This is a genomic window from Streptomyces sp. GQFP (assembly GCF_021545335.1).
Lineage (GTDB): Bacteria > Actinomycetota > Actinomycetes > Streptomycetales > Streptomycetaceae > Streptomyces.
This window is the reverse complement of sequence record NZ_CP089312.1, coordinates 6,484,871-6,509,404: the sequence shown is the minus strand read 5'-3', so window position 1 is coordinate 6,509,404 and position 24,534 is coordinate 6,484,871. Positions and strand designations below refer to the sequence as shown.

23 protein-coding genes, 1 tRNA gene and 1 pseudogene are annotated in these 24,534 nt (G+C 68.5%); 5 read left to right on the top strand and 20 right to left on the bottom strand.

Annotated elements, in window-relative coordinates; translation table 11 throughout:
* Positions 1–63: 63 nt before the first annotated feature.
* The 5 genes from LUX31_RS29220 to LUX31_RS29200 form a co-directional block, all read right to left on the bottom strand.
* Entirely contained in the window at positions 64–705 is a 642-nt protein-coding gene (locus LUX31_RS29220; RefSeq protein ID WP_235478290.1) for an IclR family transcriptional regulator, read from the bottom strand.
* A gap of 326 nt (positions 706–1,031) precedes the next feature.
* A complete protein-coding gene (locus LUX31_RS29215) occupies positions 1,032–2,843 on the bottom strand; it encodes a DEAD/DEAH box helicase (protein WP_235478289.1) in 1,812 nt (603 codons plus the stop codon).
* 157 nt (positions 2,844–3,000) lie between these two features.
* On the bottom strand, positions 3,001–3,390 hold the full coding sequence (locus tag LUX31_RS29210) for a type II toxin-antitoxin system death-on-curing family toxin (protein ID WP_235478288.1): 390 nt from the start codon (positions 3,388–3,390) through the stop codon (positions 3,001–3,003).
* On the bottom strand, positions 3,387–3,587 hold the full coding sequence (locus tag LUX31_RS29205) for a CopG family transcriptional regulator (protein ID WP_053741608.1): 201 nt from the start codon (positions 3,585–3,587) through the stop codon (positions 3,387–3,389). The genes LUX31_RS29210 and LUX31_RS29205 overlap by 4 nt, the downstream gene beginning before the upstream one ends.
* 40 nt (positions 3,588–3,627) lie before the next feature.
* Positions 3,628–5,094, bottom strand: coding sequence for an MFS transporter (locus tag LUX31_RS29200; protein ID WP_235478287.1), 1,467 nt, complete (start codon positions 5,092–5,094; stop codon positions 3,628–3,630).
* 229 nt (positions 5,095–5,323) lie between these two features.
* Between LUX31_RS29200 and LUX31_RS29195 the strand changes: the two genes are divergently transcribed.
* Positions 5,324–5,395: transfer RNA gene (locus LUX31_RS29195), tRNA-Cys, on the top strand.
* A 117-nt stretch (positions 5,396–5,512) separates the two neighbouring features.
* Here the strand turns inward: LUX31_RS29195 and LUX31_RS29190 are convergent.
* The gene (locus LUX31_RS29190) at positions 5,513–6,343 is read right to left on the bottom strand and encodes a hypothetical protein (protein ID WP_235478286.1); all 831 of its coding nucleotides are present in this window, start codon (positions 6,341–6,343) and stop codon (positions 5,513–5,515) included.
* A gap of 123 nt (positions 6,344–6,466) precedes the next feature.
* Positions 6,467–6,661 (bottom strand): annotated as a pseudogene (locus LUX31_RS29185) (site-specific integrase); the annotation flags it as partial.
* Between the two features lie 128 nt (positions 6,662–6,789).
* Here LUX31_RS29185 and LUX31_RS29180 point away from each other — a divergent pair.
* Positions 6,790–7,242 carry a hypothetical protein gene (locus LUX31_RS29180; RefSeq protein ID WP_235478285.1) on the top strand — a complete coding sequence of 151 codons (453 nt, stop codon included), beginning with the start codon at positions 6,790–6,792 and terminating at the stop codon, positions 7,240–7,242.
* A 61-nt stretch (positions 7,243–7,303) separates the two neighbouring features.
* On the opposite strand, the gene LUX31_RS29175 is transcribed toward LUX31_RS29180, so the two are convergent.
* Complete coding sequence (locus tag LUX31_RS29175; protein ID WP_235478284.1) at positions 7,304–7,906, bottom strand: hypothetical protein; 603 nt, start codon at positions 7,904–7,906, stop codon at positions 7,304–7,306.
* Positions 7,907–8,458: 552 nt separating this feature from the next.
* Between LUX31_RS29175 and LUX31_RS29170 the strand changes: the two genes are divergently transcribed.
* Together LUX31_RS29170 and LUX31_RS29165 are read left to right on the top strand one after the other, a co-directional pair.
* A complete protein-coding gene (locus LUX31_RS29170; protein ID WP_235478283.1) occupies positions 8,459–9,226 on the top strand; it encodes an endonuclease domain-containing protein in 768 nt (255 codons plus the stop codon).
* A gap of 390 nt (positions 9,227–9,616) precedes the next feature.
* A complete protein-coding gene (locus tag LUX31_RS29165; protein ID WP_235478282.1) occupies positions 9,617–10,150 on the top strand; it encodes a VOC family protein in 534 nt (177 codons plus the stop codon).
* A 26-nt stretch (positions 10,151–10,176) separates the two neighbouring features.
* On the opposite strand, the gene LUX31_RS29160 is transcribed toward LUX31_RS29165, so the two are convergent.
* From LUX31_RS29160 to LUX31_RS29115, 11 genes are all read right to left on the bottom strand, one after another.
* Positions 10,177–11,046, bottom strand: coding sequence for an SUKH-4 family immunity protein (locus LUX31_RS29160; protein WP_328285703.1), 870 nt, complete (start codon positions 11,044–11,046; stop codon positions 10,177–10,179).
* A 148-nt stretch (positions 11,047–11,194) separates the two neighbouring features.
* Positions 11,195–11,320, bottom strand: coding sequence for a hypothetical protein (locus LUX31_RS37560; RefSeq protein WP_268828213.1), 126 nt, complete (start codon positions 11,318–11,320; stop codon positions 11,195–11,197).
* Positions 11,317–13,626 carry a xanthine dehydrogenase family protein molybdopterin-binding subunit gene (locus tag LUX31_RS29155; RefSeq protein ID WP_235478281.1) on the bottom strand — a complete coding sequence of 770 codons (2,310 nt, stop codon included), beginning with the start codon at positions 13,624–13,626 and terminating at the stop codon, positions 11,317–11,319. Before LUX31_RS29155 ends, LUX31_RS37560 begins: the two co-directional genes overlap by 4 nt.
* Positions 13,623–15,314: a 2Fe-2S iron-sulfur cluster-binding protein gene (locus LUX31_RS29150; protein ID WP_235478280.1), complete on the bottom strand. Its 1,692-nt coding sequence runs from the start codon at positions 15,312–15,314 to the stop codon at positions 13,623–13,625. Before LUX31_RS29150 ends, LUX31_RS29155 begins: the two co-directional genes overlap by 4 nt.
* Positions 15,311–16,204 (bottom strand): FAD binding domain-containing protein, encoded by an 894-nt coding sequence (locus LUX31_RS29145; RefSeq protein ID WP_235478279.1) that lies wholly within the window; start codon positions 16,202–16,204, stop codon positions 15,311–15,313. The genes LUX31_RS29150 and LUX31_RS29145 overlap by 4 nt, the downstream gene beginning before the upstream one ends.
* Positions 16,205–16,467: 263 nt before the next feature.
* A complete protein-coding gene (locus LUX31_RS29140; protein ID WP_235480101.1) occupies positions 16,468–18,093 on the bottom strand; it encodes a beta-N-acetylhexosaminidase in 1,626 nt (541 codons plus the stop codon).
* Positions 18,094–18,109: 16 nt separating this feature from the next.
* Entirely contained in the window at positions 18,110–18,988 is an 879-nt protein-coding gene (locus tag LUX31_RS29135; RefSeq protein WP_235478278.1) for a carbohydrate ABC transporter permease, read from the bottom strand.
* The gene (locus LUX31_RS29130; protein ID WP_235478277.1) at positions 18,988–19,905 is read right to left on the bottom strand and encodes a carbohydrate ABC transporter permease; all 918 of its coding nucleotides are present in this window, start codon (positions 19,903–19,905) and stop codon (positions 18,988–18,990) included. Before LUX31_RS29130 ends, LUX31_RS29135 begins: the two co-directional genes overlap by 1 nt.
* A gap of 38 nt (positions 19,906–19,943) precedes the next feature.
* A complete protein-coding gene (locus LUX31_RS29125; RefSeq protein ID WP_235478276.1) occupies positions 19,944–21,269 on the bottom strand; it encodes an extracellular solute-binding protein in 1,326 nt (441 codons plus the stop codon).
* Positions 21,270–21,505: 236 nt separating this feature from the next.
* Positions 21,506–21,802 (bottom strand): DUF3039 domain-containing protein, encoded by a 297-nt coding sequence (locus LUX31_RS29120; protein ID WP_053741615.1) that lies wholly within the window; start codon positions 21,800–21,802, stop codon positions 21,506–21,508.
* A gap of 30 nt (positions 21,803–21,832) precedes the next feature.
* Positions 21,833–22,408, bottom strand: a complete 576-nt coding sequence (locus LUX31_RS29115; protein ID WP_235478275.1) for a YqgE/AlgH family protein — start codon at positions 22,406–22,408, stop codon at positions 21,833–21,835.
* 302 nt (positions 22,409–22,710) lie between these two features.
* On the opposite strand from LUX31_RS29115, the gene murA reads away from it, so the two are divergent.
* Positions 22,711–24,057: a UDP-N-acetylglucosamine 1-carboxyvinyltransferase gene (gene murA, locus LUX31_RS29110; protein ID WP_235478274.1), complete on the top strand. Its 1,347-nt coding sequence runs from the start codon at positions 22,711–22,713 to the stop codon at positions 24,055–24,057.
* Positions 24,058–24,202: 145 nt separating this feature from the next.
* On the opposite strand, the gene LUX31_RS29105 is transcribed toward murA, so the two are convergent.
* Positions 24,203–24,484: an HU family DNA-binding protein gene (locus LUX31_RS29105; protein WP_105974351.1), complete on the bottom strand. Its 282-nt coding sequence runs from the start codon at positions 24,482–24,484 to the stop codon at positions 24,203–24,205.
* Between the last annotated feature and the right edge of the window lie 50 nt (positions 24,485–24,534).

Here is a 24,534-nt window from a genome sequence, read left to right as displayed (position 1 = left end):
GGTCAATCTAACGTGGGGCCGGGTTCAGGCCAGGGGCGGCTGCCCTGCCCTCCCGCACGCCGGTCAGCGCAGGGCCTCGGACACTTCCCGCGCCGCGTCCATGACCCGAGGCCCCACCCGCTCGGGCACCGCGTCGGCGAGCATGACGACCCCCACGCTCCCCTCGACCCCCGTCACCCCGATCAGCGGAGCCGCGGCCCCGCTCGCGCCGGCCTCCAGCTCGCCGTGCGTGAGGGTGTACCCGGGATCGATGGCGGGCTTCTGCCGCGCGGAGAGGATGGCTTTGCCGGCCGCGCCGCGCTCCAAGGAGTGGCGGAAACCGGCCCGGTACGCCACGTGGTAGTCGGTCCAGGTCGGCTCGACGACGGCGACGGCGAGCGCCTCCGTCCCGTCGACGAGGGTCAGGTGGGCGGTGGCGCCGATGTCCTCGGCCAGCGACCTGAGCGCGGGCAGCGCCGCCTCCCGTACGAGGGGATGCACCTGCCGCCCGAGCCGCAGCACGCCCAGCCCCACCCTGGCGCGACCGCCCAGGTCACGGCGTACGAGGGCGTGCTGTTCCAGGGTGGCCAGCAGGCGGTACACGACCGTCCGATTGACCCCGAGCCGGGTCGACAGTTCGGTGACGGTCAGCCCGTGGTCGGTGTCGGCGAGCAGCTTGAGGACGCGCAGTCCCCGGTCGAGCGTCTGGGAGGTCTCCGCGGTCACGACGCCCACTCCTTCACGTGGTGAGGTCGGCAGCTCCCTGACGACGGGTGCGTCGCCGGTCCCGTGGGCGACGCGTGTCAGAGGCGGCCGATCGGCGCGGCCCGGGCTCTCCCGGACACGGTCGCTTCACGACTGCGCTCCGCGGCGGCGCTGCCACGGGGCGTGTGCGTGTCGGGGACATTAGCGAAGGCGGTTCGCTCAGCGGAAGGCTACGTCCAGAATCCGGTCACTCCGCGGTACGGACTACTGCGCTTCCTCCCGATATGCACAGCGTGTGCACGACCGCACACGCCCCTCACCGGACGCGCCGGGCGGCGGTGAGGTGATCACCGCATCCGGGTGGCCCACTCCTGCACTTTGGCGATGCGCTGTCGCAACTGTCCGGCCGTCGCCTCCGCGCTCGGCGGCCCGCCGCACACCCGCCGCAGCTCGGTGTGGATCACCCCGTGCGGTTTGCCGCTCTGATGGACGTACGCGCCGACCATGGTGTTGAGCTGCTTACGCAGTTCGAGCATCTCCTTGTGAGAGACCACAGGCCGCCGCTCGGCGGGCAACTCAAGAAGATCGGCCTCGTCGTCCGGCTTCTTACGGCTGTGCGCGATCTGCCGGGCCTGCCGCTTCTGGAGCAGCAGCTGCACCTGATCGGGTTCGAGCAGCCCCGGGATCCCGAGATAGTCCTGCTCCTCCTCGCTCCCCGGGTGCGCCTGCATCCCGAACTCGGCGCCGTCGTACAGCACCCGGTCGAAGACGGCGTCGGACTCCAGCGCCTCGAAGGAGAACTGCTCCTGCTCCCCGGTGTCCTCGTCCTCCTCCCGGTTCGCCTCCTCCATCTCCTTCTCGGATTCGGCGTACGGGTCCTCCTCGCCCTCCTTCTTGGGCTTGTCGAGGGCGTGGTCGCGCTCGACCTCCATCTCGTTGGCGAAGGTGAGGAGGTCGGGGACGGTCGGCAGGAACACGGACGCGGTCTCACCACGCCGCCGGGACCGCACGAAGCGCCCGACGGCCTGGGCGAAGAAGAGGGGCGTGGAGATGGTGGTGGCGTACACGCCAACGGCGAGCCGAGGCACATCCACCCCCTCGGACACCATCCGAACGGCGACCATCCAGCGGGAGTCGTTGTTGGCGAACTCGTCGATGCGATCGGAGGCGCCGGAGTCGTCGGAGAGAACGACGGTGGCCCTGGTCCCGGTGATGTCGCGAATCAACTTGGCGTAGGCGCGGGCCGACTCCTGATCGGAGGCGATGACAAGCGCCCCGGCGTCCGGAATCCCCTTCCGCACCTCGGTCAGCCGCTTGTCGGCGGCGCGCAGCACGCTCGGCATCCACTCACCGCGCGGATCGAGCGCGGTACGCCATGCCTGCGAGATGGCGTCCTTGGTCATCGGCTCACCGAGCCGGGCGGCGATTTCATCCCCCGCCTTGGTCCGCCACCGCATCTGCCCGCTATAGGAGAGGAAGATGACGGGCCGGACGACATGGTCGGCGAGCGCGTTCCCGTACCCGTAGGTGTAGTCGGCGGAGGACCGCCGAATCCCGTCATTCCCTTCCTCATACGTGACAAAGGGAATGGGATTGGTGTCGGACCGGAAGGGCGTACCGGTGAGCGCGAGCCGCCGGGTGGCAGGCTCGAAGGCCTCAAGACAGGCCTCACCCCAGGACTTGGAATCCCCGGCGTGGTGGATCTCGTCGAGAATGACAAGGGTCTTCCGCTGCTCGCAGCGATTGCGGTGCAGCATGGGCCGCACGCCAACCCCCGCGTACGTCACGGCAACGCCCTGGTACTCCTTGCTGAGCGGCCCGGCGCTGTACTCGGGATCGAGCTTGATCCCTATCCGCGCCGCCGCCTCGGCCCACTGCTTCTTCAGATGCTCGGTGGGCGCGACCACGGTCACCTGCTGCACGACATGGTGGTGCAACAGCCAGGAGGCGAGCGTCAGCGCGAACGTCGTCTTGCCGGCGCCGGGTGTGGCGACGGCGAGAAAGTCACGCGGCTGCTCGTGCAGATACCTCTCCATCGCCCCCTGCTGCCAGGCACGCAGCTTGCTGGCGGTACCCCAGGGGGCACGGCCCGGAAAGGCAGGCGAGAGGTGATGGTTGGCAGCGGTGCTGGTGGAGGCGCTGGCGGCGGTGGTAGTCACGGTCTCCGGGGGTGGTGGGTCGGGCGGCTCGGCGGCGGTTGCAGCTACAGCGGGAAGGCTGGGGCTGGAGCTACGTATGACAACCGGGCCACCCTACCGGCGGCCCGGTGCTGTCAACGTGCGTACGGCGCGGGGTCACCCGGGGATGGGACTCAGCTCACACCGACGGCTCGGCGAGGTCTCGCAGCACTTCGGCGATGGCCTTGACCTCATCCACGCTGCCGGACGCCACCGCGATCACCAGACGTTCGGCCGCATCGATGTCCGGTCGCAGCTGGACGTCGTTCAGCGCCAGGAAGACGACGCAGGATGTCCACGCCGTGCGCTTGTTGCCGTCGACGAAAGGGTGGTTGATCGCGAGCGACTGCAAGAGGGCCGCCGCCTTCTCGAACAGGTCGGAGTACGCCTCCTGCCCGAACATCGAAGCCGAGGGACGATGCACGGCCGACTCCAGCAGACCGGCGTCGCGGACGACGACTTGCTGATCGTCGACAGCGAGTCCGGCGATGTCCAGAACGTCCTCGGCCGACAGATAGACGTACGTCACTTGAGCCGCTCCAGCAGTTCAGCCCACTTGACCGTCTGCTCCTTGGCGGCCTTGCGGACCAGCGCCTCGTGAGCCGTCCTGGAGAGGTAGTCGTCCACAGCCTTCAGCAATATGGCGTGCATACTCGTGCCCTCCTCCTCGGCACGCAGCTTCAGAGCTTCCGTCTGGTCGTCGCGGAGACGCAGGTTCATAGCCATACCAAAACGGTACCACTCGATGGGGTCAGACTGGTACCACTCAAGAGGGAGTGACCCGCAACCGCGTAGTCACCCAAGCCCCCACCAACGCCACCCCCGCCATCGGCAGAAACACAACGGCGAAGGCACCCGGATGGGAGCCGCCCCCCGACACGGCGGAGGCATGAGCCACCGACCCGCCACCCAGCGCGGCGAAGGCCGCACCCCCACCGGCCAGCAACACAACGTTGGACAGCCCGTCGGAGATCTGCAGGGAGGCGGAGTTGGCGCCGGCCTCCTCGGGAGCGGAGAGATGCAGCAACAAAACACTGGTACTGGCGATGACGAGCCCCATCCCAAAACACCCGAACGCCCACACCACCGCAAGGGTCCACACGGGCACGGCATCAATAAGCACGGCAGGCGCCCCGGCAATCGACGCGGCGACGAGAACCATCCCGAACGTCATCAGCCGCTCCCGATACGGCTCCATCCGCGCCCGCGCCTGCACGGACGACCCCAGCGCCCACGTAACGCCCCCCGCGGCGAGCGAGAACCCGGCCAACGTCGGCGACAGCCCCCGCTGGGTGACGAGCATCAACGGGATGAAGGACTCGGCGGCGATGAAGGACCCCGCGGCGACTCCACGCAACAACACAACGGACGGCAACCCACGAGCGGCCCGATAGGTCCCTCGGGGAAGCAGCCCGAGCACGGCGGGCACGAGCAACGAGACGCCCAACAGCCCCGGAACGACGGAGAACCACCGCAAATCCTGGGCGGCGTACTGAAGCAGCCCGGCGCCGAGCGAAATCCCGCAGGCAAGTCGAATACGACGCCGATCCCCCTGCTCGTCCCGCTCCCCCTCCTTCACAGCCCCACCGGCGAGCCGCCGTATCTGCGGCAGGGCAAGGGCCAGCGGAAAGACAACCAGCACAGGAATCCCGACGAACACCCACCGCCACCCGAGCTGCTCGGTAACGGCCCCGGCGGCAAGGGGCCCAACAACAGAGGGCACAACCCAACTGGCGGCAAAGGCAGCCATGATGGAGGCCCGCAACCGCTCCGGATAGGCCCGCCCGACAACGACGTACAGGGAAACGATCACCAGCCCACCCCCGAGCCCCTGCACGGCCCGCCCGGCGATGAACAGCCACATGACGCCGGCGGTCCCGGACAACAACAGCCCGGCGGCAAAGGCGGCGATGCCGGTGGTGAGCGCCCCCAGCGGCCCCTTCCGATCCGACCACTGTCCGGCAAGCACCATCCCGAACAGACTGGTCGTGAAGTACCCGGAGAAGGCGAACGCGTACAGCGACACCCCGTCCAGCTCCCGAGCCGCAACGGGCATAGCGGTCCCGACGGCAGTCGCCTCAAAGGCGATCAGCAGCACGACGGACACGATCCCGACACTGAGCGCCCGATAGGAACGCCCGAGCACCCCCTCACCAGGTACGGCAGCCAAGGGAGCATCCGCGTCGACGCTGTCGGTGGCGACGCCAGTGTCGCCCGATTCCAGTGAGGTCATGCAGGCCAGCGTAAGGGCCATCCCCCACCTTGACCCCTGTCGGAGGTAGGGCCCGACCCGAGACCTTGGACGTACGCCCACGGTCCGCCGACCCCCGGTTCATGAACGGCGTATGGCAGTCCCATTGCGGCGCGCCCAGCACCCTTGTTCCCCCATGTCCCCACCCGTACGGTCAAGTCACGAAGTTCGGAACGGACAGGGGAACGGCCACGAGGCCCGCCCCCGACCCGGCCGTGTGCCCGAGTGGTTTAGGGACTCGCCTGCAAAGCGAGTTACGTGGGTTCGATTCCCGCCACGGCCTCAAGTGCTTGACCAGGCAAAAGGGGAAGGGCGGCATCCCGGAAGGGGCGCCGCCCTTTCAGGCGTCCGTCTCAGTTGGCTGAATGAGCGCACCACGAGAAGCCGCCGGCCCTGGGCGCTACGGCTCGATGGCCCTATGAGTCCCTGAGGTGTCGACGCCAAACATCGGCTCAGGTAGCCGCAGTCCACGCGCCCTAGAAATCCAGTAGGTGCGCTCCCGGGACGGCTGAACCTGGAAGATCATGCTTCGCGACCCGCTTCCATCAGTGAGGTCGTCGCGGGTGACATGCCAGACGCTTCCTCGGGTTTCGTGAGGCTGTACCGGCCATCCGGTCAGCTCCACTTCCCAAGTGTCAGTGACGCCGTTGTCGCGGCCATCGTGAACGGTGACGGTACCCACCACCCGATGGGGAAGCCGCTGCTCGGCCTGGTGCGCTTCGAAGTTCTCCGAGAGTTCCTTAATGGTGAAGTCACCCTGCAAATACAACGAGTTGGTTGCCGAACCACCCCTTCCATCGGGCCACAGAAGGTGCTGGGTTGCCGGACGCGGCCGGTTGTCAACGGAGACGACAAAATCACCTCCGTATTCGACGCTAACGTGTTTCGCTCCCTTATTCTCGACCACAACCTTTGCCTGTAGGACAAGCCGCTCGTTCTCTTTCTCTGGGAAGTGCCACACGTCGCTACCGGGTGGGAACGGCTGGACGGGCATCCCGTGCGAAGTCCAAGCGAGCGGGGGCCAAGGGACTTCGGAGATCTTCACGGTGACGTTGGGAGCTTCGACATCGAGCCGTCCGCGTGCTGCGTCCAGTGCAACAGCCTCGGAGGCAATAAGGGCCCGCTGAGCAGTGACAACCGCGCTACGAGTGAGAACCGATTGCCAGGCGACCGCGATGAAGGCCGCCGCAGTCGCACATGCGGAGAGCGCGGTCCAGAAAGTGTCGGACATGGCCGATGATTGTCGTCCTTGACCTGCCGAAAGCGCCAATCTCCTGGTCATCACCATCACACAGCAACAGGGCGGCACCCCCGAGAGGATGTCGCCCTGTTGCTCGCCCTCCGCAGTCCCCGTCTAGCTGACCGGCACGAGCGCGCCGGCCGCGCCGTCGTCGTCATACGGTCGGTCCGCGTCGGCCTTCCAAATCAGACCGTCGACCTGCCGTGCCACATCGGCCCGCACCGCGTCGACCATGTGCTGATACCTCGCGGCCATGGCCGTTGTCGACCATCCCATGAGACCCATGACGGCCCTCTCCGAGACACCGAGGCTATCGCGGCGTCATCTCAGCGGCGCGAGCCGGAGCAGAGGCAGCACCGAACCATGGCGTTGCCGTACAGCTCGCGGGCCAGGAAGCCAAGGCATGGGCGCGACTCGGCGATCGCCGGCAAGTCGAGGTGGCCCTCGACAAATGGCGACGGCTGCTTGAGGGAATGCCGCACCCCGAGAACCTGGACAACCACTTTGTAGTGGACCCTGCAAAGTTCGATTTCTACTCGATGGACTGTTACCGGCTGGTCGGGGAGGACAAGCTTGCGCGGACGCTCGCGAATGAGGTTCTGAGGGCCGGAACAGACTTCGACGGCACGGAGCGCTCACCCATGCGGAACGCCGAAGCACGAGTAACCCTGGGAGCTGCCGCAGCGCGCGAGGGCGACCTCGAACAGGCACTCATCCATGGCGAACGGGCACTGCAGGGCGACCGACAGTCCGTCCCCTCCCTCATCATGACCAGTCGAGAACTCGCGGCCGTCATGAGGCAGCGCTACAGCACGGAGCCGACAGCCCAGGACTACCTGAGCCGCCTGCAAGAGCTTGGCAGGGAGAAGCCGGGGTTTCTCCCTGCATGAGTGTCGTAAACAGAGGATGGGTGCAACCCCACAAAGGGGTTGCACCCATCCTCTGTTTACGCTACCCGACGGACCAAGTGGTCACCTCAATGGTAAGACTGCCGTCGTCGCCGGTGCTGACCACATGAACCAATGCAAGATCGTTTTCACTTGTATATTGGCACCAATTCAGACCATCGCGAAGCCGGAAAGTGGAGTTGGCTGGAGAGGATCGAATGGCCTTATCGCAGCCCGCCGCGTCCAGGGTAGCCATATTCGTGGAAGCTTCCATGTAATTACTTAGCCAATTATTGTGGCTATTTTCTATACAAGGCCCGCCATCGATACGCTCAGGGCTGCCAGAGCTGGCATTAGCTCTGGGTTCATCCAGGTCGACAAACATGAAGTTTCCATTGCATACACCACTCTGGGGCGGGATGGAAATCTTTGAAGCGGTGAGGATAGGCGCATAAGCCTCTCCGCCCGCCTCGGGCGATGAAGGAGCTTGCGTCTCCGGAGTCGTGGCCGGCGTTTGGGGCGTGGCAGTAACCGTCGCGGTAACAGTTACTGTTGCCGTCACGGTTGCCGGTGTCCCGGTTGGCGAATCAACCCCCGCTGCCGGTAGGCCGATGAACCCGAGCAGGAACGTCAGAGCTGAAACGGCGGCGCCAATGAGAGAGGCCATGGCATTCCAGTGTTCTGGTGTCTTACGTGCCCGAGGCGCGCCGCCAGTTGGCGGAGCGGGAAATGTCATAAGGACCTCCCGACTTGGACGGATTCCGATGGTCCCACTCAGGCGTGACTGGCGCACCCATTCCGGAAGAATCTCACGTTCGGTAATGCCTTGGGCATGAATATCGCGACCAGCGTCAGATTGGGTTCCCCGAACTACGCCGCCGTTTTGAGACGCCATTTCGAGGCTGCGGTGACATGTGAGGCCTTGCGGGCTAGGCGGTGCCGGATGCTGCTCGCGTCTGGTTCTAAGGAACTGACACCGAGCGCTCGTTGTCCTGGTCTTTGTCCAGTGCGCCGACGGACGCCACCGTTCACCGCCGTGCGCGCACCCCGTCCGACCTGCCGCGTGAACCCTGACGGACGCCCCCGTACGGCCCTACGCACAGTTGGAAAGCGTGTTGGGGACGATCCTTCACGAACACATCCCGATCACGTCCTGACCAGCGTGGACAAGTCTGGAGGCGGGGTTCCCGACTGCCGATCTTCCTGTCACCGTGGAGGCATGACGAACGACTTACCAGTACGCATCGTCGGCGACCGCGTAGTCACGAAACCCGGCATCGGGCCCGTGCCGACGGTATGGCTTCCACTGCACGGGCAAGTCATCGCCGAACTGCCGCCTCGGAAGGGCAACCGCCGTTGGCTGCACGAGACGGTAGGCATTCGTTCCCCGGAGTTCAACGGTGATCAATGGACCCTGCCGCGCAGCAGTCTCGTGCGGCTGGTAACAGCGGCGGTCGACCGGTACGGGTTCATCGTGGTCTGGCGAGACATGTCGCAGCTCTCGCAGTGCACCAGTAACTGCTTGAAAGCAACGGGCATCGAATGCCAGTGCTCATGCCTAGGAGCGCACCATGGACAGGATGCCGCAGGCTGGTTTGAGGTGATTGGGGACGCGGTGGTGGCCGACCTTGGCGAGTGCATCCGTACAGGCGTCGTCTACGGCGCGAGAGGCAGCGACGCAGACGCCGTGGTCTATAGCAGCGAACTGGCGGGCGAACGCTACTGCGTCGATCGCATCGGCCGGCAGAACTGGCCGACGGCCGCGCAGTTCATGTGCGCGAGCTGCATGACTACGCGTGCGACCGTGTGGGACCACTGCCACACTCACGGCTTTGTACGCGCGCCGTTATGCAATCGCTGCAACACACGTCACTGGCGTGGATGGCAGTCTCAGTACGGCCGGGCACCACACAGCCGCAACCTTGATGACAGCTACTACCGCCAGTGCCCCAAGCACGCCGATACATGGAGGACGTGCAGCGCATAGCTCCCTTGAGCACCCCTTCTCGGCGAGGCGCCGTCTAGGACACCACCTCGCTCCGTCTCAGTTTCCGTCTCATTCATCGCCGTGCGCGGCCGTTCAGGGCCGTTCACTCCGCTTCCCTCGGCGCAGCGCCCGTACGGGAATGAACGCCCGTGAACGCATCCGGATCATGCCCTGACCAGCACCAACAAACCTGCAAAGCGAGTTACGTGGGTTCGATTCCCGCCACGGCCTCAGACAGCCCGAACATGGCACACAGATGGGGTGGCCCTCCTAGGCAGAGGGCCACCCCATCTGCCGTTCAGCTCGGCTCGCCCTCCGTCTAGGTCAGAGGCAGACCTACATCTCGCCTAGCGTCGCTGTCAGCATCCGGCATCGGCGAAAGGGACCGCGATGTCCAAACAGAGCAACACCACGCCAGAGGGCTACACCACCGTCGCGCCCTGGGTCGTCACCGACGACACGGGGGCCTTCCTCGACTTCGTCGCCCAGGCGTTCGACGGCGAGGAACTCGGGCGGGTACAGACCGACGACGGCTTGATCGGGCACGGTGAGATCCGCGTCGGCGACACCGTCGTGCTGGCCTTCGACCGGCGTGCGGACTGGCCCGTCATGCCGAGTCTGCTGCGTGTGTTCGTCGCCGACGCGGATCAGGTGTTCTCGCGAGCCGTCGCAGCCGGCAGCCAGGTCGTCACCGCTGTGGCGGACGACGCCTTCGGGCAGCGTGGAGGGCGGATCAAAGACCCCTTCGGCAATATCTGGTGGGTGGTCAGTCACGTCGAGGACGTCCCTGAGGACGAGATGTGGAAGCGGCTGCAGGAACCCGTGTACGCCGAGGCCATGCGCGTGGCTCAGGAGACGCTCGACGCCGAGCTGAGCGGTCGGGAGCACGGGCGTGGCAGTGCTCCCGTCCGGAAACCCGACTGACCCGACTGGGCCCAACTGCCTCTCGCTCAGCGCACCTTGCCCGCCTCCGCCTCGAAGTCGATCGTCTTCGCCCGCCGCAGCAGCCACAGCGTGAAGGCCAGCGTCGAGACGTCCGTGTTCAAGCGGTGCAGGGTTGCCTCGGGCTCGTTCCAGACGAAGATCGTGCCCGTTCTGCCGTCCAGGACCAGGCTGTTGCCCTCCGTCAGGCAGCCCAGGCGGATCAAGTCGGCCACCCCCTGCGGGAGTTCCGTTGCCGTGTCCTCCTCCGCGCAGTACTCCGCCAGCGTCGGCAGCGGTATCTCCGTGTCCAGCTGGAAGTGGCCGTCGTCCTCCGGGAGGCCCGTGCCGGTCAGGAAGCGGCGGGTCGGCTCGTGAGTGAGCGGGGCCGGGAAGTCGACGTCCTCGAAGCGTGCCACCCTGCCGTGGCCGAACTCCTGCTCCAGGAGCCTCGCGGGCAGGTCCAGGGCGAGGCCCGACTCCGCACCGGGGGCCGCGAACCTGGCCAGCGGGCGGATCAGGGCGGCCATCTTCCAGTACGGCAGCACATCACTGTTGGGGCCCTGTGCGAACACCGTCAGCAGGTGCCGGGAGGTCTCCGCCACCGTCATCGGACCGAACCGGCCTGCCGAGAAAGCCAGTTGGCCTCGCGCGGCCGCCATCTCCTCCGTCGCCGCCGCGAACCGCAGCAGCACCTCCAGCGAGGAGGCCGGCGCGCGCCGGTCCAGCGGGGCGCGCCGGTTGGGCACGCATGATCCCGCGGGTGCCTCCCCCGTCGGGTTCACCATCGTCCGTACGACACCGGTGCGCAGTGCGCCGAACCTCAACCGGCCCCTGCCGCCCGGCAGTCCCACACGCGTCAGCAGCTCGCCCCTGGTCAGCGTGATCGTCGTGCTCATGGTTTCCCCCGCGCATGGTTGTTCGCAGTCCCCCGGGCGCAACGTCGAAAAACGACCGCCGCCCGGCAGGCCCTCCCACTGAGCAGAACACTACGCGGCACCACTGACAACGGGCCCTGACCTGCGGCGGAGCCCAACCCGACTGCCCTCAGCCGAAGTACACGCCACCCGCGACAACCACGACCGCCGCCACCACGAACAGCAGCACCCACGCCAGGATCTTGCCCGGCGTCGGCCCCGGTTCGTATCGCGGCTCCTCCTCCGGCAGCGTCATGTCGCCGTCACCACCGCCGCCTGCGGGCGGATCGGCAGGCGGTTCACCGGGCGACCCGTCGCCGCGCGTACCGCCGAGGCGATGGCCGCCGGGGACGTCACCACCGGTACCGCGCTCGCCGCCTTCGCGCCGAAGGGGGCGACCACGTCACGTTCCTCGACGAGTTTCACGATGCGGATGTCGGGGGCGTCCAGGGCCGTCGGGAGGGCGTAGCCCGTGAGGTCGGGGTGGCGGATCAGCCCGCGCGCGGAGCGCAGGTTTTCGGTCAGGGCGATGCCCACGCCCTGGGTGACGCCCGCCTCGATACGAGCCTCCAGTTGCGCCGGGTTCAGGACTCGGCCCACGTCCTGGGCCAGCGCCACTTCCACCACCCGTACCGAGCCCAGCTCGATGTCCACGTCCACCACCGCGCGGATCGCGCAGAACGCCAACCCCACGAACGCGTCGCCCTGGCCTGCCTCGTCGAGCGGCTCCGTGGGGTGCGGGCGGCACTGTGCCGTCGCCCACAGTTCCTTGCCGTCCATCGCCTCCGTGACCGTGGTCGACAGGACACCGTCGTACGACGTGATCTTGCCGTCGGTGATCTGCAGTAGTTCCGTGGACATGCCGAACTTGTGGGCCAGGGGCTGGAGGAGCTGGGTGCGGACCATTTTTGCCGCCCTCTCCACCGCGCCGCCCGACACCCAGGTGTGGCGGCCCCGCGCGCCCGGGCCGGCCGGGGGCTGGTCGGTGTCGACGGGAGCTACGTGAACCTCGTCGATGCCTAGCGTCTCCTGGACGATCTGGCGGGCCAGGGTGGTGAAGCCCTGGCCTGTTTCCACCGCCGCGCACAGGACCGTGGCGATGCCGTCGTGGACCTTGACGGTGGCCGTCGAGACCTCGTCCGCGCCCTCGGCGCCGAGCATGTGGACCATGCCCAGGCCGTAGCCCACGCCACGGCGGACGGCGCCGGGCTCGCCCGCGCCCTCGGGGCCGCCCGGGAGCAGCCACTCGTCCTCGGGGGTGTCCTTGGGGAGCGCGGGGAGCGGGAAGTCCCGTACCGCCTGGAGGAGTTCGGCCACCGGGGCCGGGCAGGTGACCGATTGGCCGGTCGGGAGTACGTCGCCCGTGGCCATCGCGTTGCGCAGGCGCAGCTCCGCCGGGTCGACGCCGAGCTTCTTCGCGAGCTTGTCCATCTGGGCCTCGTAGGCCGCGCAGACCTGCATCGCGCCCTCACCGCGGACATGGCCCGAGGGGGGGTTGTTGGTGCGGACGGCCCAGCCCTCGATGAAGGCGTTGGGGACGACGTACGGGCCGCAGGCGAAGGAGACTGCCGCCGCGAGGGCCTCGGAGGACGTGTCTGCGTACGCACCCGCGTCTAGCAGGATCTGTGCCTCGACCTTGACCAGCTTGCCGTCGGTGTCCGCGTGGTGGCGGTAGCGGAGGAGGGTGGGGTGTCTGTGGACGTGGCCCAGGAAGGATTCCTCGCGGGTCGCCGTCAGTTTCACCGGGCAGCCGGTCTTCAGCGCCAGCAGGCCGAGCGGGAGTTGGAAGCCCTGGTCCTCGCGGTCGGCGGTGGCGCCGGGGACTCCCGTGACGACCACCTTCACGCGCTCCGGTTCCAGGCCGTAGCAGGCGGCGGCGGCGTCGCGGTCCCCGTGGGGGTCCGTCGAGGCCAGGTACAGCTCCACGCCGCCGTCGGGACGCGGTACCGCGAGGCCCGCCTCCGCGCCGATGGGGGCGGGGTCCTGGCGGCCGATCCGGTAGAGGCCCTCGACGACGATCTCGCCGGCCGCGTCCGGGTCGCCGTGGCGCAGCGGGATGTGCCGGATCAGGTTGCCGTCGGGGTGCAGCGGTTCGGCCTCGAAGGCCTGCTCGGGGTCGGTCACCGGGTCGAGTACTTCGTACTCGACGATGATCGCCGCGGCGGCCATGCGCGCGGTGTCGGGGTGGTCGGCGGCGACGGCGGCGATGGGCTCCCCGTGGTGGCGTACGACCTCGGAGGCGAACATCGGGCGGTCTGCTCTGCCCCGGCCGTGCAGTTCGGCGCCCGGCACGTCCTCGTGCGTGACGACGGCCCGTACGCCGGGCATGTCCCGCGCGTGGGTGGTATCGATGGAGAGGATGCGCGCGTGCGGGTGCGGTGAGCGCAGTACGGCGGCCCACAGCAGGCCCTCGGCCCACAGGTCGGCCGCGTAGGGGAACGTGCCCTCGGTCTTCGCGCGCGCGTCGGCGGCCGGCAGCGACACGCCGAGGCCGTGCGGGAGCGCCTCCGCGTCGGGGGCGGCCTCCGCGGCCGTGGTCGCGGTGGCGGCTTCGTTGCTCACGTCTGGCCTCCGTCCTGGCCGTACGTCTGGTCGTGCGGGGCGTGCGAGTCGTGGTTGCGGGCGGGCTCGAAGCCCGGCGCGTCGAACGCGGAGGGGTTGACCCCGCCCGCGCCCGGTCCTGCCTGGTGCGGGATGCGGGCCTCGCCGTCCTCCGCCTCGGCGTCGGCGGCGTGCGCCTCGCGTTCGGCGACGACCTCGCGGACCGCCTCCAGGACACCCCGGTAGCCGGAGCAGCGGCACAGGTTGCCGCAGAGGGCCTGGCGGGTCTCCAGGTCGGTCGGGGCGGGGTTGCCCTCCAGGAGGTCGTGCACGGTCATCGCCATCCCGGGGACACAGAAACCGCACTGCACCGCGCCGCATTTGGCGAGCGCACGCTGGACGTCCGAGGGCTGTCCGTCGGTGGCGAGGCCCTCCACGGTGCGCACCTCGCTGCCTGCGGCGGTGACCGCGGGCACCAGGCAGGAGGCGACGAGCCGTCCGTCCACCTGGACGTTGCAGGCGCCGCACTCGCCCTGGGAGCAGCCGTCCTTGGCGCCGGCGAGGCCGAGGCGCTCGCGCAGTACGTAGAGCAGCGACTCGCCGATCCAGGCGTCGGTGACGGGCCGGTCGGAGCCGTTGACGCGCAGGACGTAGGAGGCGAGGGGGTGTTCCTCGCCGGGCATTCCGGGGGCGTCGTCGGTCGCGTCCGGGTCGGTGTCGGGCTCCGCGTCGGTCGCGCCGGCACCGGATGCCTCGGTGTCCGCGTCGGGCTCGCCCTCCACGGGCTCCTCAGCGGCCTCCGGCGCGTCTTCCGGCCCGGAGGTCGCGTCGGGGTCCGTGACGGCCTCTGCGGGGCCTTCAGGGCCCTCGGCGGGGTCGTGGGTGATCTCGACGGGGATGCGGTCCTCGTCGGCGACCGGGTGACCGGCTTCGACAGCGGTGCGACCGGAGCCGTCGGCCGGGTGACCGATCCCGACGGCCGGGCGACCGGCGCCGCCCGTTTCGTGCACGGATTCGGGCGCGTACGTCGCCTCCGCGCCCGGCGCGGGACCGGGCTCGCGCTCCCGCGTCGACTCGGCTCCGGGCGCCCAGGTCTGTCCCGCGCCCTCCGTCGCCCAGGGCGCGGGCGCGCCGCCGGGGAGCGTGGCCGGCGGCGTGCCGCCCCACTGCTCGACCAACGCGGATGCACTGAACTCGCCCGATTCGTCCGGAAGGTCACCACCGGCGACGGGGATCCGCCACTCACCGGTCACCTCGCGGCCCGGCCCACCGGGACCCGTGCCCTCCGGCGCGGCGGTGCCCTGCTCGAAGGCCCACTGCCCCGTCGAGCTCTGCTCGTACGTGAACCCGTCGTGCTGGGTCTGCGGGGACTCCCGGGACACGGCGTTCGGGTCCGGCCACTGGACACCCTCGGGGGGCGCGGGCGGCGCGCCCCAGGAGCCGTCCTCGGCCCCGGTGCCCGGCGCTGTCTCTATCTGTGGGGGCACGTATCCGTGGCCGGGAGCGGCCAGCGGGCTGTCCACGGAGGCCAGGAGCGCCTCGATGCCCCCTTCGGGGAGCTTCACGAAGGCGGTGGCACCGTCGTCGTAGTCGCCCTGGGGCAGCGGGTCCCAGCGGCCCCCGCCCCGGGGCGCGCCCTCTCCCTGCGCCCCTTGTTGATTCCCGCGCCCGTCCCCGTACTGGTCGTCGCTGTACTGGTCGTCGGTCACGAAAGTGCCCTCCCCAGTGCTCGTCGGGCCAGCGCGGCGACGGTGCGCCGCAGATGCAGTACGGCGGGCGGAAGCGATGGCACGGAACCGTCCGCGTCCGGGACCGGGTCGGGGATGCAGGCCGCGGCGACGTACTCCCCGAAGGCACCCAGTGCCTCCGGGACGATCGTGCGGTTGTTGTCCCAGTCGATCAGCCGGGCGACCCACTGCTCGGCGTCCAGGGGGCGCAGCGGCATCGGCGCTATGGCACCGACGGCGCACCTGACGCCACGCCGGGCGGGGTCGAGGACGAGCGCGACGGACGCGAGGGCGCGCCCGGGGCCGGTCCGTCCGGTGGCCTTCAGGAAGACCTGGGGCGCGTGCAGCAGGGGCACGCGCACGAAGCCGATGAGTTCACCGGCGCGCAGCAGTTCCACGCCGGCCAGCAGGTGCGACACCGGGATCTCCCGGCGGGCGCCGCCGGGGCCCGCGATGATGAGCGTCGCCTCCAGGGCTGCCAGCACGGGAAGCGCGTCCCCCGTGGGGGCGGCCGTGGCGATGTTGCCGCCCAGGGTGCCCGCGTTGCGGATCTGCGGCGGGCCCGCGGCGCGCGCGGAGGCGGCCAGGGCCGGGATGAGGGCGGCGAAGTCGGGACGTCCCATCCGCGCGTGGGTCAGACCGGCGCCCAGCAGGGCGTGGCCGTCCTGGTACTGCCAGCCGCGGATCTCGCTGATCCGGCCGAGGCCGACGAGCGCGGCGGGCCTGAGCTGCCCGGAGTTGACGGTGGCCATGAGGTCGGTGCCGCCCGCCACGGGGACGGCGGCCGGCATGGCGGCGAGCGCCGCGACGGCCTCGTCCAGCGAGGCGGGCAGCGTCACGGCCTGCGCCGCCTGCGGTGCGTGCGTGGTCAAACCGGCTGCCCCTTCCCGCTGCCCCACCTGGTCCCACCTGTGTTGCCGTACGGTACGTGCTGACAGGGCGGACGTGGCAACTCTGGCACATTCTCGCGAGACCCGAACGCAGGGGTCCGCTAGGAGGCATTCGCCCGTCTCACCAGCGGGATGGTCCGTTTTCGTACGAGATCGCCGACCGGTTCCGATTGGAACTGGTCGGCGACTGTTGTGAGCTTTTTCCTATGGGCCTATGGGCCTTGGGGCCTTGGGCCCGTGGAAACTCACCCCTTGGGGGGCGTCCCCTCGATCGGACGTCCGGGCACTCCCGGCCGTCGCTGCCACGGATGCGGTCCCGCGGGTGGCCGATAGCCGACGCCCAGGGCGTCAAGTCGCCCGTAATGGGCGGTCATCCGACGTTCGAAGTCGGCGAAGTCCCGTTCAGCGGGCGCGGGAAGAGCACTCCAGGCGACCTCGGCGAACGCGACCAGGCGCGGGAATGCCTGGTAGTCGACGCGCCCGGTGTCCTCCATCACCTCGGTCCACAGGTTGGCCTGGGTACCGAGGACGTGCCGCGCCTCCTCGGGGCCCAACTCCGGTGGAACCGGCTCGAAGCGGAAGACATCCTCAAGGGTGCGGACGTACCCGATGGGGACGGGTTCGTCGGCGCCGTCGTGCTGACGGTGGTCCAAGTACACCTGCTGCTCGGGGCACATGACGACGTCGTGACCCGCGCGCGCGGCCGTGATGCCGCCCGCGTAACCGCGCCAGGAGGAGACGGCGGCCCCCGGTGCGAGGCCGCCCTCCAGGATCTCGTCCCAGCCGATGAGCCGACGCCCGCGCGCGGTCAGCCAGGTGTCGAAGTGCCGGATGAACCAGGACTGGAGCCCGTCCTCGTCGCCGAGCCCGAGTTCCTCGATTCGGGCCTGCGCGGTGGGCGACTCCCGCCACTGGTCCTTCGCGCACTCGTCGCCGCCGACGTGGATGAACTCCCCGGGGAACAGGTCGAGGAGTTCCTCGAAGACGCCCTCGAAGAAGCGCAGGGTGTTGTCAGTGGGTGCGAGTACGTTCTTGTTGATGCCCCAGGTGTCCCAGACGGAGAGGGTGGTGGTGTCGATGACATCGGTGTTGCCGAGTTCCGGATACGCGGCGATCGCGGCCTGCGAGTGCCCCGGTACGTCGATTTCGGGGACGACGGTGATATGCCGCTCGGCGGCGTAGGCGACGATCTCGCGGATGTCGTCCTGGGTGTAGAAGCCCCCGTGCGGCTTCTCCTCCCACAGCGGTGAGGCACGGTGGCCGAATTTCGTCCGGGCCCGCCAGGAGCCGACCTCCGTCAGCTTCGGGTACCGCTTGATCTCGACGCGCCAGCCCTGGTCGTCCGTCAGGTGGAAGTGGAAGACGTTGAGTTTGTGCGCCGCCATCAGGTCGAGGTAGCGCAGGACGCCTTCCTTGGGCATGAAGTGCCGGGCCACGTCGAGCATGAGGCCGCGCCAGCGGAAGCGGGGGGTGTCCTCGATGGTCACGTGCGGCACGGCCCAGGTGCGGTCGAGGCCCAGTGGGGCCTTTCGGTACGCGTCGGGGCCGAGCAGTTGACGCAGTGTCTGGGCGCCCCAGAAGACACCGGCCGCGCTGCCGCCCTCGATGAGGACGCCGGTCGCGTCGCTGACGAGGCGGTACTCCTCGGGGCCGAGTTCGGGGTCGAGTTGGAGCCCGATGCCGTCCTCGTCGGTGTCGTCGAGTTCCCGACCCTCCCTCAGCGGCAGACCGGTGGCCTGCCAGAGGGCGGTGCGCAACCAGTGGCCGACGCCCTCCACCCCGTCGCCGGCGTACAGCTGGGAGCGCGCTGTCAGTCGTACCTCACCGGCACCGGCGACGACGCCGCCCGGCGCCGGAATCACATCCGTCAGTGAACTCACGTCAGCCTCAGTCCTTTACCGCTCCACCGAGCCCCGACACCAGTCGGCGCTGTACGAGTACGAAGAACACCAGCACCGGGATCGTCATCACCGTGGAGGCGGCCATCACGCCGCCCCAGTCCGGGTCGTCGGGCTTGTAGAAGACCAGCAGGGCCATCGGCAGCGTCGACTGGGAGGTGTCGCTGATGATGAACGACTTGGCGAACAGGAAGTCGTTCCAGGCCGAGATGAAGGAGAACACGCTCGTGGCCACCAACCCCGGGAAGACCAGCGGGAAAAGGATCTGCCACAGGAATCGCGACCGGCTGGCCCCGTCGATGTACGCGGCCTCCTCAAGGGCCTCCGGAACGGCCTTCACAAAGCCCCGCAGCATCCAGATCGCGAAGGGCAGCGAGAAGGCGATGTGCGGCAGGATCAGGGCACCCAGCGTGTTCAGCTGTCCGAAGTCCCGCATGAGGAAGAACAGCGGGATGGTGAGCGCCTCCACGGGCACCATCTGGGCCACCAGGAACATGATCAGCAGGGTGGTCCGGAATCGGAACCGGAATCGGGTCACCGCGGTCGCCGCGAGAAACGCGATCAGCGCCGAGACGACGACCACCGAGCAGGCGACCACAAGGCTGTTGAGAAAGTAACGGCCGAATTCCTGCTGTCCGAAGACCCGCCGGAAGGAGTCCAGGGACGGTTCCAGTGTCCAGGGCCGAGGCTCCGTCGACTCGATCTCGCCAGCCGGTTTGAAGGCGCTGAGCACCATCCAGTAGAGGGGGAAGGCGACGACGGCCGCGATCAGCAGCGCCGACACCTCGGCGGCCAGCCGCCAGGGCCGCCGTACGAACCGCTGGACGCCACGCAGGCCCCGGACACCTTGGACAACGTTGCCGGACATCACAGTTCCTCTCCCTGCCTGCGCAGCAGCCGCAGATACACGAGCGTCACGGCGAGCAGGATCAGCAGCATCACGATCCCGATCGCCGAGCCGAGGCTGTACTGGGAGGAGGCGAAGGCCTGTTGGTAGGCGTAGACGTTGAGGGTCAGGTTCTGGCCGGCGATACCGCCGCCGTTCGTCATCACATAGATCTGCGTGAAGACCTTGAAGTCCCAGATGACCGACTGGATGGTGACGACCACCAGGATCGGGCGGAGCATCGGCGCCAGCACCGAGCGCCAGATGCGCAGTTGGGACGCGCCGTCCAAAGCCGCCGCCTCCAGCACCTCGGCCGGTACGGCGCGGATCCCCGCGTACACCGTGACCATCACGAACGGGAAGGAGCACCACACCACTTCGAGCAGCACCAGGAAGAAGGCGCTCAGCCGGCCGTACGTCCACGAGTAGTCGCCGAGGCCCAGCATCCGGTTGACGGGCCCGAAGTCGGGGTCGAACAGAAACAGCCACACGGTGGACCCGGTGACCGCGGGCGTCGCCCACGCCCCGAGCGCCGCCAGCATCAACGCGAGCCGGGGCAGCGCACGAACACGAGTCAGCAGCACGGCCAGCGCACACCCGACGGAGAGCGTGGACACCACACAGGCCGCCGCGAAGAGCACGGTCGCCAGCAGCACCTGCCAGAACTGGGAGTCAGAAAAGATCTCCCGGTAGTTGGCAAGCCCCTCGAAGGTGGTCGGCTTACCGCCACTGACCTGAGCCTGGGTGTAGTCAAAGAACGAGATCAACCCAAGCTGATAAATGGGGTAGAGGAGAAGCCCACCAAGGACGACAAGAGCAGGGGCAAGATAAAGCCAGGGGACACTGGTCCTACCCCAGGGGCGCGGGGAACTGCGCGACAAGCCACGACGGACCGGCACGCGCAAACCCTCCGCACCCCCCACCCGAGTAGGCGCCGTCACCCCACAGACCCAAACGCGTCATCCATCTTCTTCGCCGCGTCAGCAGAAGCCGCAGCAACATCCTTCTTACCGCTGACGATCTCCTGGAACATCGTCGGCAACACCGACGACGAGTCGATCTGCGACCACGCGGGAGAAGCCGGCACGAACTTCGTACCCGCAGTCAGCGTCTTCACGAACGGCGCGACAAACGGCTCCTTCTTGGCGACCACGGCCCGCGTGTCCGCGAACGTGGGCAGAAAGCCCATCGCGTCGAAAAGCTCCGTCTGCGTCTGCTTCGAGGCGAGCTGTTCCATCAGTTGCACCGCGAGCGTGCGATGCGAAGTGCTGTTCAGCACACCGAGGTTGTTCCCGCCCGCGAACGCCGGCGCCACCGAGCCGGCCGTGACACCCGGCAGCGGTACGACCGCGTACTTGCCCTTCGCCTTGCCCGCCTCGACGGCCGTGTGGCTGAAGTCGCCGCCGATCACCATGCCGGCCTTGCCCGCGGCGAAGGCGGTGACGCTGTCGTTGCCGCTCATGCCCGCGCACTTGGCGGCGGGACAGTTGTCGTCGCCGAAGAGGGACGTGTAGGCCTTGATGCCCTTCTGGGAGGCGGTGCTGTCGATGGCGGAGGCGTACGATCCGCCCCGGCCGGTGGCGAGTTCGCCGCCGTTGGCCCAGACGAACGGCATCGCGCCGTACGTGTAGGCGCCGCCGACCGCGATGCCGTACAGGTCGGGCCTGGCCGCGCGGATCGCGTGGGCGGTCTCGGTCAACTCGGCCAGGGTCTTGGGGACTTCGAGGCCGAGTTCCTTGAAGATGTCGGTGCGGTAGTACAGGGCGCGGACACCCACGAAGAAGGGGGCGCCGTAGACCTTGCCGTCGACGGTGACGGACTGACGGGCAGTCGGGTCGGTGTCCGACGACTCGTCCCAGGCCGCGAACTCCTTGCTGATGTCGAGGAGTCCGCCGTCGGCGACGTAACCGGCGGTGTCCGTGTTGCCGTACTCGATGACGTCGGGGGCGCTCTTCGGGTCGTTGAAGGCGGCCTTGATGCGCTGGGCGCGGGTCTCGACGGGGATGTACTCGATCTTGACCTCGGCGCCCTTGTGGGCCTTCTCGAAGGCGTCGACGACCGAGGTGACGACCTTCTCCTTCGGGGCGTTGCCGACCTCCTGGAAGAGCCACACGCGCAGGGTGCCGGTCTGCTCGTCCTTGCCGGAGGAGGAGTTGTCCGAGGTTTCGGGGGCACATGCGGTGGCAGTGAGCCCGGCGAGGGCCAGGGCGGCCACGGAGGCGACCAGCCGAGCAGATCGAACAGATCGGACAGAGTGCTTCATCTGGCGTTTCCTCCGGTAAAAGCGTTGCAACATGCGCAATGGATGTTTCGCTCTGCACAACACCACGGAGGTTATGGACTACATGGACATGGCCACAAGAGGTCTTGACCACGTCTCCACCACTCTGTGACCGGCCGAAGCACCCCGTGCAACGACAGACAGCGCAAAGGTCCCCAGGGCACGCAAAACGCACCCTGGGGACCTCTCCCTACTGAACAACCGACCAGCGCGCGGCCCTACTTCTTGCCGTCGCCCTTGCCCTCGTCGCCGCCGGAGCCCATGGACTCGTAGATCTCCTTGCACATGGGACACACCGGGTACTTCTTCGGGTCGCGGCCCGGCACCCACACCTTGCCGCACAGCGCCACGACGGGAGTCCCGTCGAGGGCGCTCGCCATGATCTTGTCCTTCTGGACGTAGTGGGCGAAGCGCTCGTGGTCGCCGTCGCCGTGCGAGGTCTGCGGCGCCGGTTCGACGAGGGTCCCCGTACCAGTCCCGCGCTGGGGCTGGGTCTCAGGCTCAAGAGTGCTCATAACCGCCAAGGGTACTGAAGGTCACAGCCCTCAGTTGAGCGAAGGGTCGTCCGGGTACGTGGCGACCATCGCGAGTTCACTGCGCTGGCGTCTGAGCACCTCGCGCCACAGGCGTTCCGGGGACGGGGAGGAGACGTCCCCCGGCTCCGACTCGACGACGTACCAGGCACCGTCCGTCAGCTCGTCCTGCAGCTGGCCCGGTCCCCAGCCCGAGTACCCGGCGAAGATGCGCAGCGAGCCGAGCGCCTTGGCGAGCAGTTCGGGCGGGGCCTCCAGGTCGACGAGGCCGATCGCGCCGTGCACACGCCGCCAGCCGAGCGGGGTGCGCTCCCCGGACATCCCGCCGCCGGGGATGACCGCGATGCCGAGCGCCGAGTCCAGCGCGACCGGGCCGCCCTGGAAGACGACCCCGGGTTCGCCGGCGAGTTCCGCCCAGCCCTCCAGGATGTCCTCGACCTCCACCGGGGTGGGCCGGTTGAGGACGACACCGAGGGAGCCCTTCGCGTCGTGGTCGAGAAGGAGCACCACCGCTCTGTCGAAGTTCGGGTCCGCCAGGGCCGGCGTTGCCACGAGCAGCCGCCCTGTGAGCGAGGACACCTCGGTCATGCCTGACATGATCCCGCATCTTCCCCCGGTGCGGGGAGCCAATCGGGGTACCCGAGTGAACGCAGCTCAGGGCACGGGGAAGCGGGGCGGGCGCATGGCAGCGCCGGTGACCGCATGTGCCCGGCGGCGAACGGTTCGTGTTGTGGCAAAGCTATGACACGGCTGGGCGGCGCTTGGGCTTACAGAAGGGGGGTGTACGGCGATTACCCTGTCTCTTCGGCTCCTGCGCGTGCCTGTACGACCGCGTCCTGCACGACGGGCCCGCCCAACACCCCCGCCCAACTCATCGGAACGCGAGATACATGACGGTCAACGGCACAGACGACGTACTGCTTGTCCACGGCGGCACCCCGCTGGAGGGCGAGATCCGTGTCCGCGGTGCGAAGAACCTCGTACCGAAGGCCATGGTGGCCGCCCTGCTGGGCAGTGCGCCAAGTCGACTGCGCAATGTCCCCGACATCCGTGACGTCCGTGTCGTGCGCGGGCTGCTCCAGCTGCACGGGGTGACGGTCCGGCCGGGCGAGGAGCCCGGCGAGCTGATCATGGACCCGTCGCATGTGGAGAGCGCCAACGTCGCCGACATCGACGCGCACGCGGGTTCGAGCCGTATCCCGATCCTCTTCTGCGGCCCCCTTCTGCACCGGCTCGGGCACGCGTTCATCCCGGGTCTCGGCGGCTGTGACATCGGCGGCCGGCCGATCGACTTCCACTTCGAGGTGCTGCGGAAGTTCGGCGCGACGATCGAGAAGCGGGCGGACGGTCAGTACCTGGAGGCCCCGCAGCGGCTGCGCGGTACGAAGATCGCCCTGCCGTATCCGTCCGTGGGCGCGACCGAGCAGGTGCTGCTGACGGCGGTGCTGGCGGAGGGCGTCACGGAGCTGTCCAACGCGGCCGTGGAGCCGGAGATCGAGGACCTCATCTGCGTACTGCAGAAGATGGGCGCGATCATCGCCATGGACACCGACCGCACGATCCGTGTCACCGGTGTCGACAAGCTCGACGGCTACAACCACGCGGCCCTCCCGGACCGGCTGGAGGCCGCCTCGTGGGCGTCGGCGGCGCTGGCGACCGAGGGGAACATCTACGTCCGCGGCGCCCAGCAGCGCTCGATGATGACGTTCCTGAACACCTACCGGAAGGTCGGCGGGGCCTTCGAGATCGACGACGAGGGCATCCGCTTCTGGCACCCGGGCGGCCAGTTGAAGTCCATCGCCCTCGAAACGGACGTACACCCGGGCTTCCAGACGGACTGGCAGCAGCCGCTGGTCGTCGCCCTGACGCAGGCGACGGGCCTGTCCATCGTCCACGAGACGGTGTACGAGTCCCGGCTCGGCTTCACGTCGGCGCTGAACCAGATGGGCGCGCACATCCAGCTCTACCGCGAGTGCCTCGGCGGCTCCCACTGCCGCTTCGGGCAGCGCAACTTCCTCCACTCGGCGGTCGTGTCGGGCCCCACGCGCCTCCAGGGCGCCGACCTGGTCATCCCGGACCTCCGGGGCGGCTTCTCGTACCTCATCGCGGCCCTGGCCGCCCAGGGCACCTCCAGGGTCCACGGCATCGACCTGATCAACCGCGGCTACGAGAACTTCATGGAGAAGCTCGTGGAGTTGGGCGCGAAGGTGGAGCTGCCGGGCAAGGCGCTCGGATAGGTATTTTCAGCCCGGCCTGGGGGTCCCCCCGCTCGAGCGAAGCCGAGAGTGGGGGAGTTTGAGGCCTTGGTGACAGCAACGCCAATGGGGCGGCACCCGAACTCCGGGGGCCGCCCCATTGGCGTGTTACAAGTCTTAGGGCAAGTTACTTGCCCTTGGCCGCTTCCTTGAGCTTGCTGCCCGCGGAGACCTTGACGCTGTAGCCGGCGGGGATGTTGATCGGGTCGCCGGTCTGCGGGTTGCGCGCGGTGCGAGCGGCACGGTGGGTGCGCTCGAAGGTCAGGAAGCCGGGGATGGTGACCTTCTCGTCGCCCTTGGCGACGATCTCACCGACGGTCTCGGCGAACGCGGCCAGCACGGCGTCGGCGTCCTTGCGAGTCACTTCGGCGCGGTCGGCCAGCGCGGCCACCAGCTCACTGCGGTTCATGTCGTTACTCCCGTGTTCTTCTTGCTGTTGAGGCGTGCCCCGCGGCGGAG

Coding starts and splice junctions, on each gene's coding strand:
- LUX31_RS29190 (WP_235478286.1), bottom strand. CDS start 6,343: ATGTCCGACACTTTCTGGACCGCGCTCTCCGCATGTGCGACTGCGGCG.
- LUX31_RS29205 (WP_053741608.1), bottom strand. CDS start 3,587: ATGGCTATGAACCTGCGTCTCCGCGACGACCAGACGGAAGCTCTGAAG.
- LUX31_RS29200 (WP_235478287.1), bottom strand. CDS start 5,094: ATGACCTCACTGGAATCGGGCGACACTGGCGTCGCCACCGACAGCGTC.
- LUX31_RS29135 (WP_235478278.1), bottom strand. CDS start 18,988: ATGTCCGGCAACGTTGTCCAAGGTGTCCGGGGCCTGCGTGGCGTCCAG.
- LUX31_RS29170 (WP_235478283.1), top strand. CDS start 8,459: ATGACGAACGACTTACCAGTACGCATCGTCGGCGACCGCGTAGTCACG.
- LUX31_RS29120 (WP_053741615.1), bottom strand. CDS start 21,802: ATGAGCACTCTTGAGCCTGAGACCCAGCCCCAGCGCGGGACTGGTACG.
- LUX31_RS29125 (WP_235478276.1), bottom strand. CDS start 21,269: ATGAAGCACTCTGTCCGATCTGTTCGATCTGCTCGGCTGGTCGCCTCC.
- LUX31_RS29175 (WP_235478284.1), bottom strand. CDS start 7,906: ATGGCCTCTCTCATTGGCGCCGCCGTTTCAGCTCTGACGTTCCTGCTC.
- LUX31_RS37560 (WP_268828213.1), bottom strand. CDS start 11,320: ATGACGCTGCCGGAGGAGGAGCCGCGATACGAACCGGGGCCGACGCCG.
- LUX31_RS29165 (WP_235478282.1), top strand. CDS start 9,617: ATGTCCAAACAGAGCAACACCACGCCAGAGGGCTACACCACCGTCGCG.
- LUX31_RS29115 (WP_235478275.1), bottom strand. CDS start 22,408: ATGACCGAGGTGTCCTCGCTCACAGGGCGGCTGCTCGTGGCAACGCCG.
- LUX31_RS29105 (WP_105974351.1), bottom strand. CDS start 24,484: ATGAACCGCAGTGAGCTGGTGGCCGCGCTGGCCGACCGCGCCGAAGTG.
- LUX31_RS29160 (WP_328285703.1), bottom strand. CDS start 11,046: ATGAGCACGACGATCACGCTGACCAGGGGCGAGCTGCTGACGCGTGTG.
- murA (WP_235478274.1), top strand. CDS start 22,711: ATGACGGTCAACGGCACAGACGACGTACTGCTTGTCCACGGCGGCACC.